16 protein-coding genes and 1 pseudogene are annotated in these 14,742 nt (G+C 58.0%); 3 read left to right on the top strand and 14 right to left on the bottom strand.

Going from position 1 to position 14,742, the window contains the following annotated elements:
• Positions 1–11: 11 nt before the first annotated feature.
• Positions 12–458, bottom strand: a complete 447-nt coding sequence (locus tag AB5Z02_RS08620) for a bleomycin resistance protein (RefSeq protein ID WP_368215863.1) — start codon at positions 456–458, stop codon at positions 12–14.
• A gap of 3 nt (positions 459–461) precedes the next feature.
• On the bottom strand, positions 462–1,451 hold the full coding sequence (locus AB5Z02_RS08615; protein WP_368215862.1) for a luciferase-like monooxygenase: 990 nt from the start codon (positions 1,449–1,451) through the stop codon (positions 462–464).
• 304 nt (positions 1,452–1,755) lie between these two features.
• Between AB5Z02_RS08615 and AB5Z02_RS08610 the strand changes: the two are divergent.
• A pseudogene (locus tag AB5Z02_RS08610) lies at positions 1,756–2,077 on the top strand (hypothetical protein).
• Between the two features lie 101 nt (positions 2,078–2,178).
• Positions 2,179–2,520, top strand: a complete 342-nt coding sequence (locus AB5Z02_RS08605) for a hypothetical protein (RefSeq protein ID WP_231719521.1) — start codon at positions 2,179–2,181, stop codon at positions 2,518–2,520.
• 100 nt (positions 2,521–2,620) lie between these two features.
• On the opposite strand, the gene AB5Z02_RS08600 is transcribed toward AB5Z02_RS08605, so the two are convergent.
• The 4 genes from AB5Z02_RS08600 to rplU form a co-directional block, all read right to left on the bottom strand.
• On the bottom strand, positions 2,621–3,991 hold the full coding sequence (locus AB5Z02_RS08600; RefSeq protein ID WP_064338715.1) for a YjiH family protein: 1,371 nt from the start codon (positions 3,989–3,991) through the stop codon (positions 2,621–2,623).
• A gap of 366 nt (positions 3,992–4,357) precedes the next feature.
• Positions 4,358–5,560: an Obg family GTPase CgtA gene (gene cgtA / locus AB5Z02_RS08595; RefSeq protein WP_005339026.1), complete on the bottom strand. Its 1,203-nt coding sequence runs from the start codon at positions 5,558–5,560 to the stop codon at positions 4,358–4,360.
• A 200-nt stretch (positions 5,561–5,760) separates the two neighbouring features.
• Positions 5,761–6,018 carry a 50S ribosomal protein L27 gene (gene rpmA / locus AB5Z02_RS08590; protein ID WP_005339028.1) on the bottom strand — a complete coding sequence of 86 codons (258 nt, stop codon included), beginning with the start codon at positions 6,016–6,018 and terminating at the stop codon, positions 5,761–5,763.
• A 17-nt stretch (positions 6,019–6,035) separates the two neighbouring features.
• Positions 6,036–6,347 (bottom strand): 50S ribosomal protein L21, encoded by a 312-nt coding sequence (gene rplU, locus AB5Z02_RS08585; protein WP_005304210.1) that lies wholly within the window; start codon positions 6,345–6,347, stop codon positions 6,036–6,038.
• A gap of 242 nt (positions 6,348–6,589) precedes the next feature.
• Here rplU and ispB point away from each other — a divergent pair, with 242 nt between their 5' ends.
• Positions 6,590–7,561 (top strand): octaprenyl diphosphate synthase, encoded by a 972-nt coding sequence (gene ispB / locus AB5Z02_RS08580; RefSeq protein WP_019444890.1) that lies wholly within the window; start codon positions 6,590–6,592, stop codon positions 7,559–7,561.
• A gap of 81 nt (positions 7,562–7,642) precedes the next feature.
• Here the strand turns inward: ispB and AB5Z02_RS08575 are convergent, their stop codons facing one another.
• The 8 genes from AB5Z02_RS08575 to AB5Z02_RS08540 form a co-directional block, all read right to left on the bottom strand.
• Complete coding sequence (locus AB5Z02_RS08575) at positions 7,643–7,831, bottom strand: DUF2065 family protein (RefSeq protein ID WP_139732842.1); 189 nt, start codon at positions 7,829–7,831, stop codon at positions 7,643–7,645.
• A 105-nt stretch (positions 7,832–7,936) separates the two neighbouring features.
• Entirely contained in the window at positions 7,937–8,821 is an 885-nt protein-coding gene (gene hflC / locus AB5Z02_RS08570; protein ID WP_005339038.1) for a protease modulator HflC, read from the bottom strand.
• A 3-nt stretch (positions 8,822–8,824) separates the two neighbouring features.
• Complete coding sequence (gene hflK, locus AB5Z02_RS08565; protein ID WP_005339041.1) at positions 8,825–9,976, bottom strand: FtsH protease activity modulator HflK; 1,152 nt, start codon at positions 9,974–9,976, stop codon at positions 8,825–8,827.
• A 91-nt stretch (positions 9,977–10,067) separates the two neighbouring features.
• A complete protein-coding gene (gene hflX / locus AB5Z02_RS08560; RefSeq protein ID WP_005339043.1) occupies positions 10,068–11,354 on the bottom strand; it encodes a ribosome rescue GTPase HflX in 1,287 nt (428 codons plus the stop codon).
• A 63-nt stretch (positions 11,355–11,417) separates the two neighbouring features.
• A complete protein-coding gene (gene hfq / locus AB5Z02_RS08555) occupies positions 11,418–11,681 on the bottom strand; it encodes an RNA chaperone Hfq (RefSeq protein ID WP_005339045.1) in 264 nt (87 codons plus the stop codon).
• A 72-nt stretch (positions 11,682–11,753) separates the two neighbouring features.
• Positions 11,754–12,683 (bottom strand): tRNA (adenosine(37)-N6)-dimethylallyltransferase MiaA, encoded by a 930-nt coding sequence (gene miaA, locus AB5Z02_RS08550; protein WP_368215861.1) that lies wholly within the window; start codon positions 12,681–12,683, stop codon positions 11,754–11,756.
• Complete coding sequence (gene mutL / locus AB5Z02_RS08545) at positions 12,673–14,547, bottom strand: DNA mismatch repair endonuclease MutL (RefSeq protein WP_368215901.1); 1,875 nt, start codon at positions 14,545–14,547, stop codon at positions 12,673–12,675. Before mutL ends, miaA begins: the two co-directional genes overlap by 11 nt.
• Before the next feature lie 3 nt (positions 14,548–14,550).
• Positions 14,551–14,676: a hypothetical protein gene (locus tag AB5Z02_RS08540; protein WP_368215860.1), complete on the bottom strand. Its 126-nt coding sequence runs from the start codon at positions 14,674–14,676 to the stop codon at positions 14,551–14,553.
• Positions 14,677–14,742: the final 66 nt, after the last annotated feature.

Below are 14,742 nucleotides of genomic sequence, written 5' to 3'. Positions count from 1 at the left end.
TTTTGATCTTGTCAGTCAGCCGCTCGTTCCCCCAGATATTGCACAAACCGTAACAGATAACCATCGGGATCCTGCAGCAAAAATTCGCGCTGCCCGGCCAGCATCTCGCCCACTGGATACCAGACCTCAGTGGGCTGCCGGAAAAGTGCAATCCCGGCGGCCAGCAATCGGTCGAGTAGCGGCTGGATATCGGTCAGCTCCATCTGCAGATTGATCCCCCGACCGAACGGTGGCTCCAACGTCCCGACCAGCCAACCCGCCGGATGAACCTGTTCCAGCATCAGCTGTACCTGTTGCTGCTCCAGATAAACAAAAGGAGGGTCATCGCGCCGATAGCGAACTGAGAAGCCCAGCAAACCGGTGTAGAACGCCAGAGAGCGAGCCAGATCGGTGACAGACAGCTCCGGCACCATGGGGTTCCAATACACCTCATCCACCGCGACAGTAGGGTTCGTCATGGCTTACAGGCTCTGCATCAGCTCGGCGGCAATTTCAAAGGAGCGCAGTCGGGCCTGATGATCGACGATGGGGCCATTGAACATCAGCTCATCGGCACGGGTTTCCGCCAGCAGCGCCTTGAGGCCATGACGAACCTGTTCAGGGTCACCAACCAGAGAGCGCGCAAGGGTCTGCTCCATCGCCATCAGCTCACGGGGCGCCCACTCGTCGCCAAGCTGGACGACCGGCGCGGGCAGCTTGCCCGCATCACCGCGATGGAGGCGCAAGAATTGCTGCTGCACGGTAGTGAACTGGAAGCGGGCCTCCCGCTCGCTGTCGGCGGCGGTCATGTTGATGCAGACCACCGCATGGGGCTTGGGCCAACGAGCAGAGGGGCGATACTGGCTACGATAGATCTCCAGCGCCTGCAGCAACATGGCGGGCGCAAAATGGGAGGCAAACCCGAACGGCAAACCCATCGCCGCCGCAAGTTGCGCGCTGTAAAGGCTGGAACCCAGCAGCCAGATGGGCAGATGCAGCCCCTGGCCGGGCACCGCCTGCACCGCGCCGATCTCGTCGCCAAAATAGCTCATCAGCTCGCGCACATCGGCTGGGAAATCATCCACCTCTCCACTGCGCATACGCCGTAGCGCCCGCATGGTGCGTTGATCGGTACCAGGGGCGCGACCAAGGCCCAAATCGATGCGGTCGGGATAGAGCGAAGCCAAGGTGCCAAACTGCTCGGCAATCACCAGCGGCGAGTGGTTCGGCAGCATGATGCCACCCGCGCCGATCCGCAGAGTGGTGGTGGCTTCGGCCAGATGGCCGATCAGCACCGAGGTGGCGGCACTGGCAATGCCCGGCATGTTGTGATGTTCGGCCAGCCAGTAGCGCTGGTAACCCCAACCCTCGGCATGGCGGGCAAGATCCCGTGAACGGCGAAATGACTCGGCAGGCACGGAACCCTCGGCAACAGGCACCAGATCGAGCACGGAATAGGGGATGGCAGACATGGGTCACTCCATTGATTTACAGAACAGTAACAAGTGGGGCAATGTAGCACGGGATACCTGAATGAATCACTATCTCCTGCCACACTCTGCCTGCCAAGCGGCAGCAATCGAACGGAACAAATCTCAGGCAAGTATTGCTTGAACGCTCATCCTGCTGGCCGCGCAAGCCCGGGGGGGATCATATTTTCTTACATTTGCGGGCTGGCCTGAGCGCCCCCGGCTGGTTATAACGGTGCCCCTATAGCGAAGGGGGAGCAATAGACTCCCCCTCACTCTTTGTCACACCACACTGTTCAGGTTATCTATGTCAAAACATCTCGTTCTGCTGGGCGCACTGACGCTCTCCGGTTGCGCCCTGTTGTCTCCCCCCGCCCACCCCTGTGCACCTTGCCGATCCCAGCCAGCGCGGCTTCTACATCGAGTGCAGCAGCATGAAAGCCTGCTTCCAGCAGGCCAACCAGACCTGCCCGCAAGGTTACAAGGAGACCGACCGCCGCCAGCAGACGCTCTACAGCACCCAGTATCTGGGGGGAAGCTATGACGACGAGAAGAAAATCTACCAAGCTGCCAAGCCCTATCGTATCGCCAACACAATCCACTCGCTGACCATTCAGTGTCCGATCTGAGCATAACGTCACGCTAACCCATACGGCGGCCGGCGCGGGATATCAAGGGTCCGGCCGGCACGCTACCACCCTTTTCTTGTTCCACTAAGCACAAACCTCTTATGTCACAGAGAATTGTCCTGCTGGGCAGTATATTGCTGTCCGGTTGCGCCCCCGCCACTGTCACTGAGCTCACCTCCGCAGATTCCTCGCAGCAACGATTCCAGATCGAGTGCAGTGCGCCGGATGATTGCCAGCAACAGGCAAGCTTGAGCTGTCCGCAGGGCTATCAGGAAACCGATCGCAGCCAGCACACCTTCACCAACGTTCAGATGAGCATGGGGGGCACCGACCCGATGAGGGGATTTAGCCCGAGCTTCCCCCAGATCAGCACCTTCACCATCCATACCCTGCTGGTGCAGTGTCCCCGCAAGCCAGCACAACCCCATCCGCAGGGACACTGATGAGCAAGGGCCCGCGTCATCCATCAAGCCCGGAGAAAAGAGGAAAAGCCATAAAAAAACGGCCAACCCAGGTTGACCGTTTTTTCACTGCGCTGCGTCCTTAGAACAGCAGGTGTGCCACCCCGGCGATAACCGGCAAGGTGACCAGAGTGCGCAGCAGGAAGATAACGAACAGCTCCCACAGCTTGACCGGGATCTTGCTGCCCAGCAGCAGGGCGCCCACTTCCGACATATAGATCAGCTGGGTCACCGACATGGCGGCAATCACGAAGCGGGTCATGTCACTCTCGATGGTCGAGGCCAACACCGCCGGAATGAACATGTCGGCAAAACCGACCATGATGGTCTTGGAAGCCGCTTCCGCCTCCGGCAGTTGCAGCAGCTCCAGCAAGGGGACGAACGGGGCGCCAAGCCAGTTGAAGATAGGGGTGTGCTCGGCCAGCATCAGGGCACAGGTACCGATCGCCATCACCACCGGCAGCACGCCAAACACCATATCCAGTGCATTCTTCACCCCTTCCCGCGCGACGGCGCCGAGATCAGTCATGCTGTCAGCCTTGGTCAGGGCACGCTCGAAACCATAGCTCATCACGCTGTGCTGGTGCGGCACTGCTTCCTGCTTGCGGCACAGGGGGGTGCCATCGGCATAGATGTCCTTCTTCCAGCAGAGCGGTGGCAGACGCGGCACCACGATGGCCGCAACCACGCCCGCCAGACAGACGGTCAGGTAGAAGGGAACGAACATGTGCTCCAGCTTCACCTGGGAGATCACCACCAGACAGAAGGTGATGGAGACCGCAGAGAAAGTGGTGCCAATCACCGCGGCTTCACGCTGGGTATAGAACTTCCCTTCGTACTGCTTGCTGGTCAGCAGGATGCCGACGCTGCCATCGCCAAGCCAGGAGGCAAAGCAGTCCACAGCCGAACGACCCGGCAACCGGAACACCGGACGCATGATGCGGGTCATCATGGTGCCGACAAATTCCAGCAGCCCGAAATCGAGCAGCAACGGCAGCAGCAGGCCAGCAAAAATGAAGACCGAAAACAGCACCGGCAGCAGATCGTTGAGCACCAGTCCACCGGTTGCGCCGGAGTAAAGCACCTCTGGCCCCACCTGGAAGAAGGTCAGCAGCACGAAGATACCGCCCAATACCCGCACGCAGGCCCAGAAAGGGGAGACATTGAACAAACTGTTGAGGAAAGGACGACGCACCAGAATCGCCGGCTTGAACAACCAGGCAATCAGCGTCATCAGCATGGTGGTGGTGATCACCGCACTGACCATGGCGACCAGATAATCGGCAAAAACACGCTGTACCAGCTTAGCCAGCACGGCCACCGGGATGGTGACGTTACCGTCATAGACGACCGGCGTCATGAACAGCAGGATCCCGATGAGTGACGGAACCAGAAACATCAACAAATTACGGCGAGTATTGACCGCAGGTGCTTCGAGACTCTTTTCCAACATGATATGACTGCCCTAATGTTACTTTTCCCTAGCCCGGCCAACCTGCGTATTCATGCATTAATCGGCAAAACGGGCGCAAGAATACTCTAAAAAAATGCACAAACAAGCCCTTAAGGCATAAATCTGCGCATAAATATTTTCACAGGTAAACCTTCCATTAAAACAATAAGATACAGCGGCGCATATCGATTCAATCGACATCGCCAGATTATTGTTTCGTTATTGTTAATTTTGGTGGGCAGTATAATCGGTTATCAGTGGTAGGCAATAAGTGACATCACAAATATACCTAATGAGTTGCTGCTCGATAGAAATAAAAAAACCGGAGCCTGTTCAGGCTCCGGTTTTCAATGAGAGTGACGGGGATCAGTCACGGACGTAGATGACTTCAACGCCATCATCTTCGTCGTCATCCCAATCGTCATCATCAAGCCCTTCATCGAAGGCAAGAGAGGCAGCCAGTGCTTCCGCTTCAGCCTTGGCCAGCTGGTTCTTGTGGTAGTCGTCCCACTTGAACTCCACCTTCTCGATGGCGTCTTTGGCATCTTCCGCCAGCTGACGGGGCATGGTATCCAGCAGATCCAGAATGTCGTAGCAGACCTTCTTGGTGCCTTCCTTGCTGATGGCAGTGATAGCATAGACCGGACCTTCGTGGTTCAGGGCCGCCTTGACGCGATCCATCACCTCCTGGGCTTCTTCTTCCAGGATCAGATCCATCTTGTTAAACACCAACCAGCGCGGCTTGCCAGCCAGTTCCGGGCTGTACTTCTCCAGCTCCTTGACGATGGTCACGGCATTTTCAGCAGGATCGGAGCCATCAACTGGGCAGATATCCACCAGGTGGATCAGCACGCGGCAACGCTCGAGGTGTTTCAGGAAGCGGATACCCAGGCCTGCGCCTTCGGCAGCACCTTCGATCAGACCCGGGATATCGGCGATCACGAAGGAGCGGGAGTTTTCACCACGCACCACACCCAGGTTCGGTACCAGGGTAGTGAAGGGGTAATCAGCCACTTTCGGGCGAGCCGCAGAAACGGCGCGAATAAAGGTAGACTTGCCTGCGTTGGGCAGACCCAGCATGCCGACATCGGCCAGCAGCAGCAGCTCCAGCTTCAGGGTTCGCACTTCACCTGGAGTACCATTACTCTTCTGGCGGGGAGCACGGTTGACGGAGCTCTTGAAGCGGGTGTTGCCCAGACCATGGAAACCACCTTTGGCAACCAGCAGCTTCTGCTCGTGGTGGGTCAAATCCCCCAGCAGTTCACCGGTATCTTCATCGGTCGCCCGGGTACCGACAGGCACACGCAGGATCTTGTCCTTGCCGCGGCGACCGGTACAGTTGGCGCTCTGGCCATTCTCACCGCGCTCGGCAGCATGGAAGCGCTCGAAACGGTAGTCGATCAGGGTATTGAGGTTTTCGTCGGCGATCAGATATACGTCGCCACCGTCACCGCCGTCACCGCCGTCCGGACCACCGTTGGGAATATATTTTTCACGGCGAAAGCTTACACAACCGTTACCACCGTCACCGGCATCGACTCGAATCTGGACTTCATCAACAAACTTCATAGGTAACCGTCACCTTAATTCGAAAAACCGATACGCAATTATAGTGGTACAGACCCCTGCGGGCGATACGCATCTTGCCAATCATGCCCGTCAGAGCCAAAGTCAGCTGCGTTCCGTTTTTTCGTCAACGACATCAGAAAGACGTCAGAAAAACAAAAGCCCCGCCTGTTGGCGGGGCTTCGGATCCTTGCGGTCCGTAATTACTCAGCAACGATGCTAACGTACTTACGATTCAGCGGACCTTTAACTTCGAACAGGATTTTACCAGTCGCGGTAGCGAACAGGGTGTGATCCTTGCCCAGACCAACGTTGGTGCCAGCGTGGAACTTGGTACCACGTTGACGAACGATGATGCTGCCAGCCAGAACTGTTTCGCCGCCGAAACGCTTCACGCCCAGGCGTTTAGCTTCAGAATCGCGACCGTTGCGGGATGAACCGCCAGCTTTTTTGTGTGCCATTTATCGGACTCCTCTAATTAAGCGCTGATGCCAGTGATTTTGACTTCAGTGAACCACTGACGGTGGCCCGCTTGCTTACGATGGTGCTTACGACGACGGAACTTGACGATAGTCACTTTCTCGCCACGGCCGTGAGCCACAACTTCAGCTACAACCTTGCCACCTTCAACGAAAGGAGCACCTACTTTAAAAGTGTCGCCTGCAGCAACCATCAGAACTTCGTTGAAGTCGATGGTAGCGCCAGTCTCAACGTTCAGCTTTTCCAGACGAACGATTTGACCTTCGGCCACACGGTGTTGTTTTCCGCCGCTTTGGAATACCGCGTACATTTGATTAACTCCGTAAAGGCATGTCTTTTGCTCAAGGCTAGACATGCGCAAAAACCTATAACAATGGGCGGGCATTCTACGCAAATCGATCTGCTCAGGCAAGGCCAATTTAGCAAAAAGTTTATTTTGTGCGCATATCTGCCGCCGTGGATAAACGCCTAACTGTAACCCATTGTGAAATCGTGTAGAATCCCTGCCATTACTAAAATCGCAGTTATTGCTGCTGTCACGTTACGAGACTTATGGACCAACAGACTATCCGTGCGCTCTGTGCCGCCGACATGACGGCGGTCAATGAACTGATCCTGGCCCGACTCCAGTCCGACGTTAGTCTGATTAATCAGCTGGGTTTCTACATTGTCAGCGCCGGCGGGAAACGGATGCGCCCCATGCTGACCGTGATGGCTGCGCGTGCGCTGGGCTATGAGGGTGAGGATCACCTGAAACTGGCCGCCATCATCGAATTCATTCACACCTCTACCCTGCTGCATGACGACGTGGTCGACGAATCCGACCTGCGCCGTGGCCGGGAGACCGCCAACGCCATGTTTGGCAATGCCGCCAGCGTGCTGGTCGGTGACTACCTCTACAGCCGCTCCTTCCAGATGATGGCCGAACTCTCCAACCTGCGGGTGATGGAGATCCTCTCGGATGCCACCAACACCATCGCCGAAGGAGAAGTGTTGCAGCTGATGAACTGCAACGACCCGGATACCACCGAAGAGAGCTACATGACGGTCATCTACTGCAAGACCGCCAAGCTGTTCGAGGCCGCGACCCGACTCGCCGCCGTGCTGACCCATCAGCCCGAGCCCGTCGAGCAGGCCATGACCGATTACGGCAAGTATCTGGGCACCGCGTTCCAGATCATTGATGACGTGATGGACTACTGCTCCCAGAGCGAAGAGATGGGCAAGAACGTCGGCGACGATCTGGCCGAAGGCAAGCCCACCCTGCCGCTGCTGCGCGCCATGGAAGTGGGCACGCCGGAAGAGCGCCAGCTGGTGCGCGATGCCATCGAGCACCGCAACGGCATGGAGCATCTTGAGCAGATCCTCGGCATTCTCGACCGTACCGGCGCGCTGGAGTACTCCCGCATGCGAGCCAGGGAAGAGGCCGACAAGGCCATTGCCGCCCTCGCCATCCTGCCTGACTCCCCGCACAAACAGGCGCTGGAAACACTGGCCCACATGGCCGTGCAGCGCAGTGCCTGAGTAAACGACATGCATGAAAAAAGAGGCCTTCGGCCTCTTTTTTATTGTCTGCTATCTGCTGGACAGTGCATTGCGCCAGACTCAGCGACTCAGCATCCAGAGGATCACGCTACCCGCAACCACTAGCGAGCCGCCGATACGGCGCAACTGCTCCGGTGGCTGCTCGCTCAGCAGCCGTAACATCTGCTGCCATGCCCTGGGCATCAACAACGGGCCGAGCCCCTCGAACAACAGCAGCAATCCCAACCCCATCAGCATGGATGTCAGCATCCGACCTCCTTCAATGCAACCAGCCCCCTAGGTCGACGGCTGGCGTTGGCACCAAAAACAAAAGGGTCTGACGATGCAGACCCTTTGAATGTGACCTCGTGGCGATTACTGCTTGGTGCCGTGAGGAGACTTGAGGTAACGGAAGAACTCGCTGTCCGGCTTGAGCACCATCAGGTCGTTGCCACCGGCAAAGCTCTTGCGATAGGCCTCCATGCTACGCACGAAGCTGAAAAACTCGGGGTCTTTCTTGTAGCTGTCGGCATAGATCTTGGCGGCTTCCGCATCCCCTTCACCGCGCAGCTGGCGAGCGTTACTCTCGGCGTCGGCGATCATGACGGTCACCTTGCGGTCGATATCGGCACGCAGGATTTCAGCCTTCTCGCGACCCTGAGAGCGGTGCTCACGGGCAACTGCGGTTCGCTCGGCACGCATCCGCTGGTAAATGGAGTTGGAGACTTCCACCGGCAGGTTGATCTGCTTGATCCGCACATCCACCACCTTGATGCCGAGCTCGGAGGAGCGCGCCATCTTCTTCAGGGCATCTTCCATCACGGTACTGCGCTCACCGGAGACGATGTCCTTGATGGTGCGGTTACCGATCTCGGAACGCAGACCGTTATTGATCTTGCGCTTGAGCAGATCTTCCGCCTGCAGCTTGTTGCCACCACCGGTTGCCAGGTAGTACTTGGAGAAGTCCTCGATCTTCCACTTCACGTAGGAGTCGATGATCAGGTCTTTCTTCTCGGAGGTGACAAAACGGTCGGCCTGGCTGTCAATGGTCTGGATGCGGGCATCCATCTTGCGAACCTGGTCGATGAGCGGCACCTTGAAGTGCAGGCCCGGCTCATAGAGGCGGGGCTCACCGGAGTCAACCCGCTTCACCTTGCCAAACTGCACGACAATCCCCTTCTGACCTTCATCAACGATAAAGACAGAGGAGAAGCAGACCATGGCCGCGACAGCGATTGCACCAATAGCTAGCTTTTTCATCTATCAGTTTCTCCCTGAGCTGAAGCGGTCACCGCTACGCAGCGGCATTGTCGGCGTAGAGTTGGCACCCTCGTTGGAAACGGGGACCTGCTCTGTGACCGGAGCGACAGTGGCACGATCAGACTGGGCAGCCTTCGGCTTGCCAGACAGCTTGTCGAGCGGCAGGTAGATCATGCTGTTGTTGCCAGCCGGCATGTCGACCACCACCTTGTTGGCCTGCTGATAGAGCTCTTCCATGGTTTCCAGATAGATACGCTCACGGGTCAACTCGGGGGCAGCCAGATACTGGGGCAGCAGCTCGTTGAAGCGAGCAACTTCACCCTGGGCTTTCAACACGATCTGGGATTTGTAAGCTTCCGCTTCCTGCTCCAGACGCTTCACCTGTCCACGGGCCTTCGGCTCCACTTCACGGGCATAGGCTTCTGCTTCACGAATGAAACGCTGCTCATCTTCCTGAGCGGAGATGGCGTCATCAAACGCGTCTTTCACCTCTTCCGGCGGACGCGCCGGCAGGAAGTTGACGTCGACGATCTGCAGACCCATCTGGTAGGGCTCGATGATGCCATCGATCACCTGCCAGGTCTCCTGACGCACCTTCTCACGACCGGTAGTCAGCACGTCATCCATCCGGGTATGACCCACCACATAGCGCAGAGCGCTATCGGTGGCCTGACCCAGACTCTCATCGGCATTGGTCACGCTGAACAGATACTGCTCGGGATTGACCACACGGTACTGCACGTCCATCTCGACCCGTACCACGTTCTCATCCTGAGTCAGCATGAAACCGGAGGCAGGCAGGGAGCGCACGGACTCGACGTCCACCGGGATCACCTGATCGATAAAGGTCGGCTTCCAGCGCAGGCCCGGCTCGACAATATGGGAAAACTTGCCAAACCGCAGCACGGCACCACGCTCCGCTTCGCGAATGGTGTAGAAGCCGCTGACGACCCACACCACCACAGCCACAACCAGCGCGATGGAGATACCAAAGCGACCTACATCGCCGCCAGATTTGCCGCCACCAAACAAGCCACCGAAACGGCGACTCACTTTGCGCAGCATTTCATCCAGATCAGGGGGTCCCTGATTCTTGCCGTTATTCCCCCAAGGGTCACGGTCTTTGCCGTTGTTACCAGGCTCATTCCAAGCCATCAGCGTCTCCATTAATACATGCGGATGGATATCATCTCTATCGGGCCATCATACGTTGAGAAGCCCCTAAGGGTTCATCTTCATCGACGAATCAATGCCTGATAAAGCGTTGTAAACTCTCACCTTCCTGTTTCACGAGGCGGTTCCAGTCGGCCACTTGCAAGCGGACTTCCAGCACGAAATCACCCTCCTCGCTAAAACCTTCCTGCTCAATCCCTTTCAGCTGATAGAGCGCACTGCGCAATCTCGCGGCAGAAGGAGGCAACTGCAGGGTGTGATGCACCATGGAGCCAGCCAGCAATTCGGTCAGCGCCGTAAACAGATGCTCACAACCTTCACCAGTCTGGGCCGACAACCAGACGCGCAACGGGCGCCCCTCGTCATCTCGCTCCAGACCTGCCGGACGATCCGCCAGCTTGTCTATCTTGTTGCAGATCATCAGCTGGGGCCTGTCATCGGCTTCAATCTCGGCCAATACCTGCTGCACGGAGTCGATATTCTCCTGCATCTGCTCATCGGCACAGTCCACCACATGCAGCAGCAGATCCGCTTCACGGGTCTCCTGCAGGGTCGCCTTGAAGGCCGCGACCAGATCATGGGGCAAGTGTCGAATAAATCCAACTGTATCCGCCAAAATCACATCACCCACATCCCGGATCACCAGTTTACGCAGGGTGGGATCCAGAGTTGCGAACAATTGGTCGGCAGCATACACGCTGGCAGCTGTAAGTTGGTTGAACAAAGTGGACTTTCCGGCGTTGGTGTAACCAACCAGTGACACCGTCGGCACTTCGTTGCGATTGCGGGCGCGGCGTCCCTGCTCCCGCTGCTTGGCCACCTTGTCGAGCCGACGCAAAATCGCCTTGATGCGTTCCCGCAGCAGACGTCGGTCAGTTTCAAGCTGGGTTTCACCCGGACCACGCAGACCGATCCCGCCCTTTTGACGCTCAAGGTGGGTCCAGCCTCGCACCAGACGAGTGGAAAGATGGCGCAACTGGGCCAGTTCGACCTGCAGTTTACCTTCGTGGGTACGGGCGCGCTGGGCAAAGATATCGAGGATCAGGCCGGTTCGATCCACCACCCGGCACTGGAACAGACGCTCCAGGTTGCGCTCCTGGGCAGGGGTCAGGGCATGGTTGAAGATGACGACGTCGGCATCCAGCATCTGGACTTGGGACGCGATCTCTTCAGCCTTGCCACTGCCGACAAAAAATTTGGCACTGGGCGCACTGCGACTGGTGGTAATTACCCCCAGCGCATTGACTCCGGCCGAGCTCACCAACATCTTGAGCTCTTCCAGATCCTCCCGCTCACCCTCATCACTGAAGTTGACATGCACCAGAACGGCCTGTTCGCCAGCTTCATAACGGTCAAACAAGCGCTTGCTCCTTAACAGGAATCATGATGAATCTGAGTTGGCGAGTCGACTCGCCCAGGGATATCACGCCTCGGCATCACCCTGTTCATCAGCCGCGCCACCCGGAGTGGGCTGGTGATGATTGACGGCACGGGCCGGTACGACAGTCGAGATGGCGTGCTTGTAAACCATCTGGCTCACGGTGTTTTTCAGCAGGATAACAAACTGGTCAAAAGACTCGATCTGACCTTGCAGTTTGATGCCGTTCACCAAATAGATAGAAACAGGAATCCGCTCACGGCGCAGCGCATTCAAAAACGGGTCTTGGAGAGATTGCCCCTTAGCCATTTTTCTTTTCCTTATAGTTTGTTGTTTTTAAACACCGAATATCAATATAACAACCTGATTATACAGGGAGTGTCAAGCCGCACCAGCGCGAGCAAGCACGCGGTCGAGATTGCCAGACTCACCAGATTCCAACCAGGTCACGTCGGGCCAGCCGCGCAACCAGGTCATCTGTCGTTTTGCCAATTGGCGTGTGGCAACAATGCCACGATAACGCATCTCATCATACCCCACTTCACCGCACAGGTAGTCCCACATTTGGCGATAACCCACACAGCGAATGGAGGGGAGATCCGGGGTCAGATCGCCGCGCGCCATCAGCGCACGAACCTCCTGTTCAAAGCCACCTTGCAGCATCTTGTCAAAACGCTGTTCGATACGCTGATGCAGCACGGCACGATCGCTCGGGGCGATGGCAAACTGCTGCACCCGATAGGGCAAGCCCTCCCCCTGCACCTGCGTCAGCTCGGTAAGGGTCTTGCCGCTGATACGGTAGACCTCCAGCGCCCGAGAGAGTCGCTGTGGGTCATTGGGGTGAATTCGCGCACCGGCCACCGGGTCGATGCGCACCAGCTCATCGTGCAGCGCCTGCCAACCGAGGCGGGCAGCCTCTTCCTCAATCCCGGCACGAACGGCGGGATCGGCGGAGGGCAGCGGGGACAATCCCTCCAGCAGCGCCTTGAAATAGAGCATGGTACCGCCCACCAGCAGAGGAATGCGGCCACGGTCGGCGATCTCTTTCATCTCCCGCAGGGCATCCTTGCAAAAATCGGCTGCCGAATAGCTCATGGCAGGGTCAAGAATGTCGATCAGCCGGTGCGGGGCACGTACCAGTTCATCGGCGGTCGGCTTGGCTGTGCCTACATCCATGCCGCGATAGATCAGCGCCGAATCGACGCTGATGATGTCGCAGGGCAGCGCCTGGCACAGTTCAATGGCGAGATCCGTCTTGCCGGAGGCCGTCGGCCCCATCAGAAAAATTGCGGTCGGCAAGTCACTCGCCATGTTCAAACTCCTCCAGCACGGTCGCCAGCGAAAGGGGGCGCACCATGCGAATGTCTGCCAGTTGGTCACTGAAATCGGTCACAAGTTCCGTCAGCAGACGACTGGCAGTTGAAAAATCGTATATTTTCTCGCGGCTTATCCCCTGCTCCACCAGCCATTGGCATAATACTTCAGCCTGCTGACCAGCATCACTGTCAGATCCGCCCTCGATAATTTGCAGCAATTCGGGTAACAGACGAACCAGATCGGTCTGGCGCAGCAGAGCCGGCACCCGAGTCAGGATCATGGTGTCGCGCCCCCCGCTTTTCAACTCCAGCCCCATCCGTTTCAGCAAACGCTCCTGCTCGGTCACCAGCGCGATCAAATTCTTCGGCAGCTTGAAGGATACCGGCAGCAACAGTGGCTGGGCCGCCAGTCCCTGGCCCCAGGTCTCCAGCAGCCAGTGGCGCAGCAACACCCGCTCGGCGCGCACCAGCGAGAGCAGCGCCAGCTGATTATCCCGCTCGATCAACAGGTAGGCCTGATCCACCAGTGTCAGGGCGCGACATCCTCCCTGTTTGGGTGACGGCACCGTGTCGGTGGACTGTGCGGGAGCAGCCTCAGCCGCAGTTGCGATAGGCAGCGTAGTGAGCAGAGCGCCCATGCCGCGCATCGCCTCCCGGCTTGGCGGCTCGGGCGGTTGATAATTGCTGGCTCGGCCTGCACCACCACCGTTCCCTTCCCGCACCTGTGCCGGTGCCCGGTAGCTGTGCTCGGCACCGTACCACTCCGGGCGTGGCGCCTGACCGGGATATTCGATCTGCGGACTGACCGGCAACTCGACCAGGGTTTCGGCCAGCGGCACATCCTGATGAGCGGCGCTGACTCCTTCGCGGCGCAGCGCAGTAAACAGCGCCTGAAAGATAAAGTCGTGGATCAGTCGCGCCTGATGGAAGCGCACCTCATGCTTGGCCGGGTGAACGTTGACATCCACCTGACGGGGATCCAGCTCGATATAGAGCACATAAGCGGCGAAGCGATCGGGAGGCAGCAGCTCGTCATAGGCCTGACGAATGGCGTGATTGATGAGCTTGTCGCGCATCATCCGGCCGTTGACATAGGTGTATTGCAGATCGTTTTGCGGTCTTGCCCCCTCCGGAGTCGCCAGCCAGCCCCACAGCCGCACGTCGCTATGCTCGCTCTCCACCGCCAGCGCATGGTGCATGAAGGGAGTGCCGCAAACGGCGGCGAGACGTCGCTCCTGCTCCGGCACGGTATTGGCGGCCTTGTACTGGCGCACCACCTTGCCATTGTGGCGCAGGATCAGGGTGGCATCGAAGCGGGAGAGCGCGATGCGGCGCACCAGCTCATCGATATGGGCAAACTCGGTCTTTTCGCTGCGCATGAATTTGCGCCGCGCCGGGGTATTGAAGAAGAGATCCACTACCTCCACCGTGGTGCCCACCGGATGGGCCGCCGGCTTGATGGTGACGCTCATTTCGCGCCCTTCCGCCTGGGCTTGCCAGGCTTCGGACTGATCTGCAGTACGGGAGGTGAAGGTGAGACGGGAAACCGAGCTGATGGAGGCGAGCGCCTCGCCACGAAAGCCGAGGCTGTTGATCCCTTCCAAATCGTCCAGCGTGGCCACCTTGGAGGTCGCATGACGCGACAGCGCCAGCACCAGCTCGTCTTTGGCGACGCCACAGCCGTTGTCACGGATGCGGATCAGCTTGGCTCCCCCCTTGTCGATGTCGATCTCGACCCGGTCGGCCCCCGCATCCAGGCTGTTCTCCACCAGCTCTTTCACCACAGAAGAGGGCCGCTCCACCACCTCTCCGGCTGCAATCTGGTTGGCCAGAATGGGTGGCAAAATACGGATCGGCATCATTTACTCCTGAATTTCTATCTTGCGGATGGTCAGTCTCTTAAGGCTCCAGGAGGGCTGCTCCACCACCTCTCCACCAACCGGAATCTGGTTGGCCAGAATAGGGGGCGATATACGGATCGGCATCATTTACTCCTGAATTTCTATCTTGCTGATGGTATTCGCTAACAGCGGGAGCGGCATCGCCCGCTCCCG

Origin of the sequence: Aeromonas sp. R2-3, from assembly GCF_040908375.1 — a bacterium.
Classification (GTDB): domain Bacteria; phylum Pseudomonadota; class Gammaproteobacteria; order Enterobacterales; family Aeromonadaceae; genus Aeromonas; species Aeromonas veronii.
Note: the sequence above shows the minus strand (reverse complement) of the source record. Positions and strands in the feature narration are given on the sequence as shown.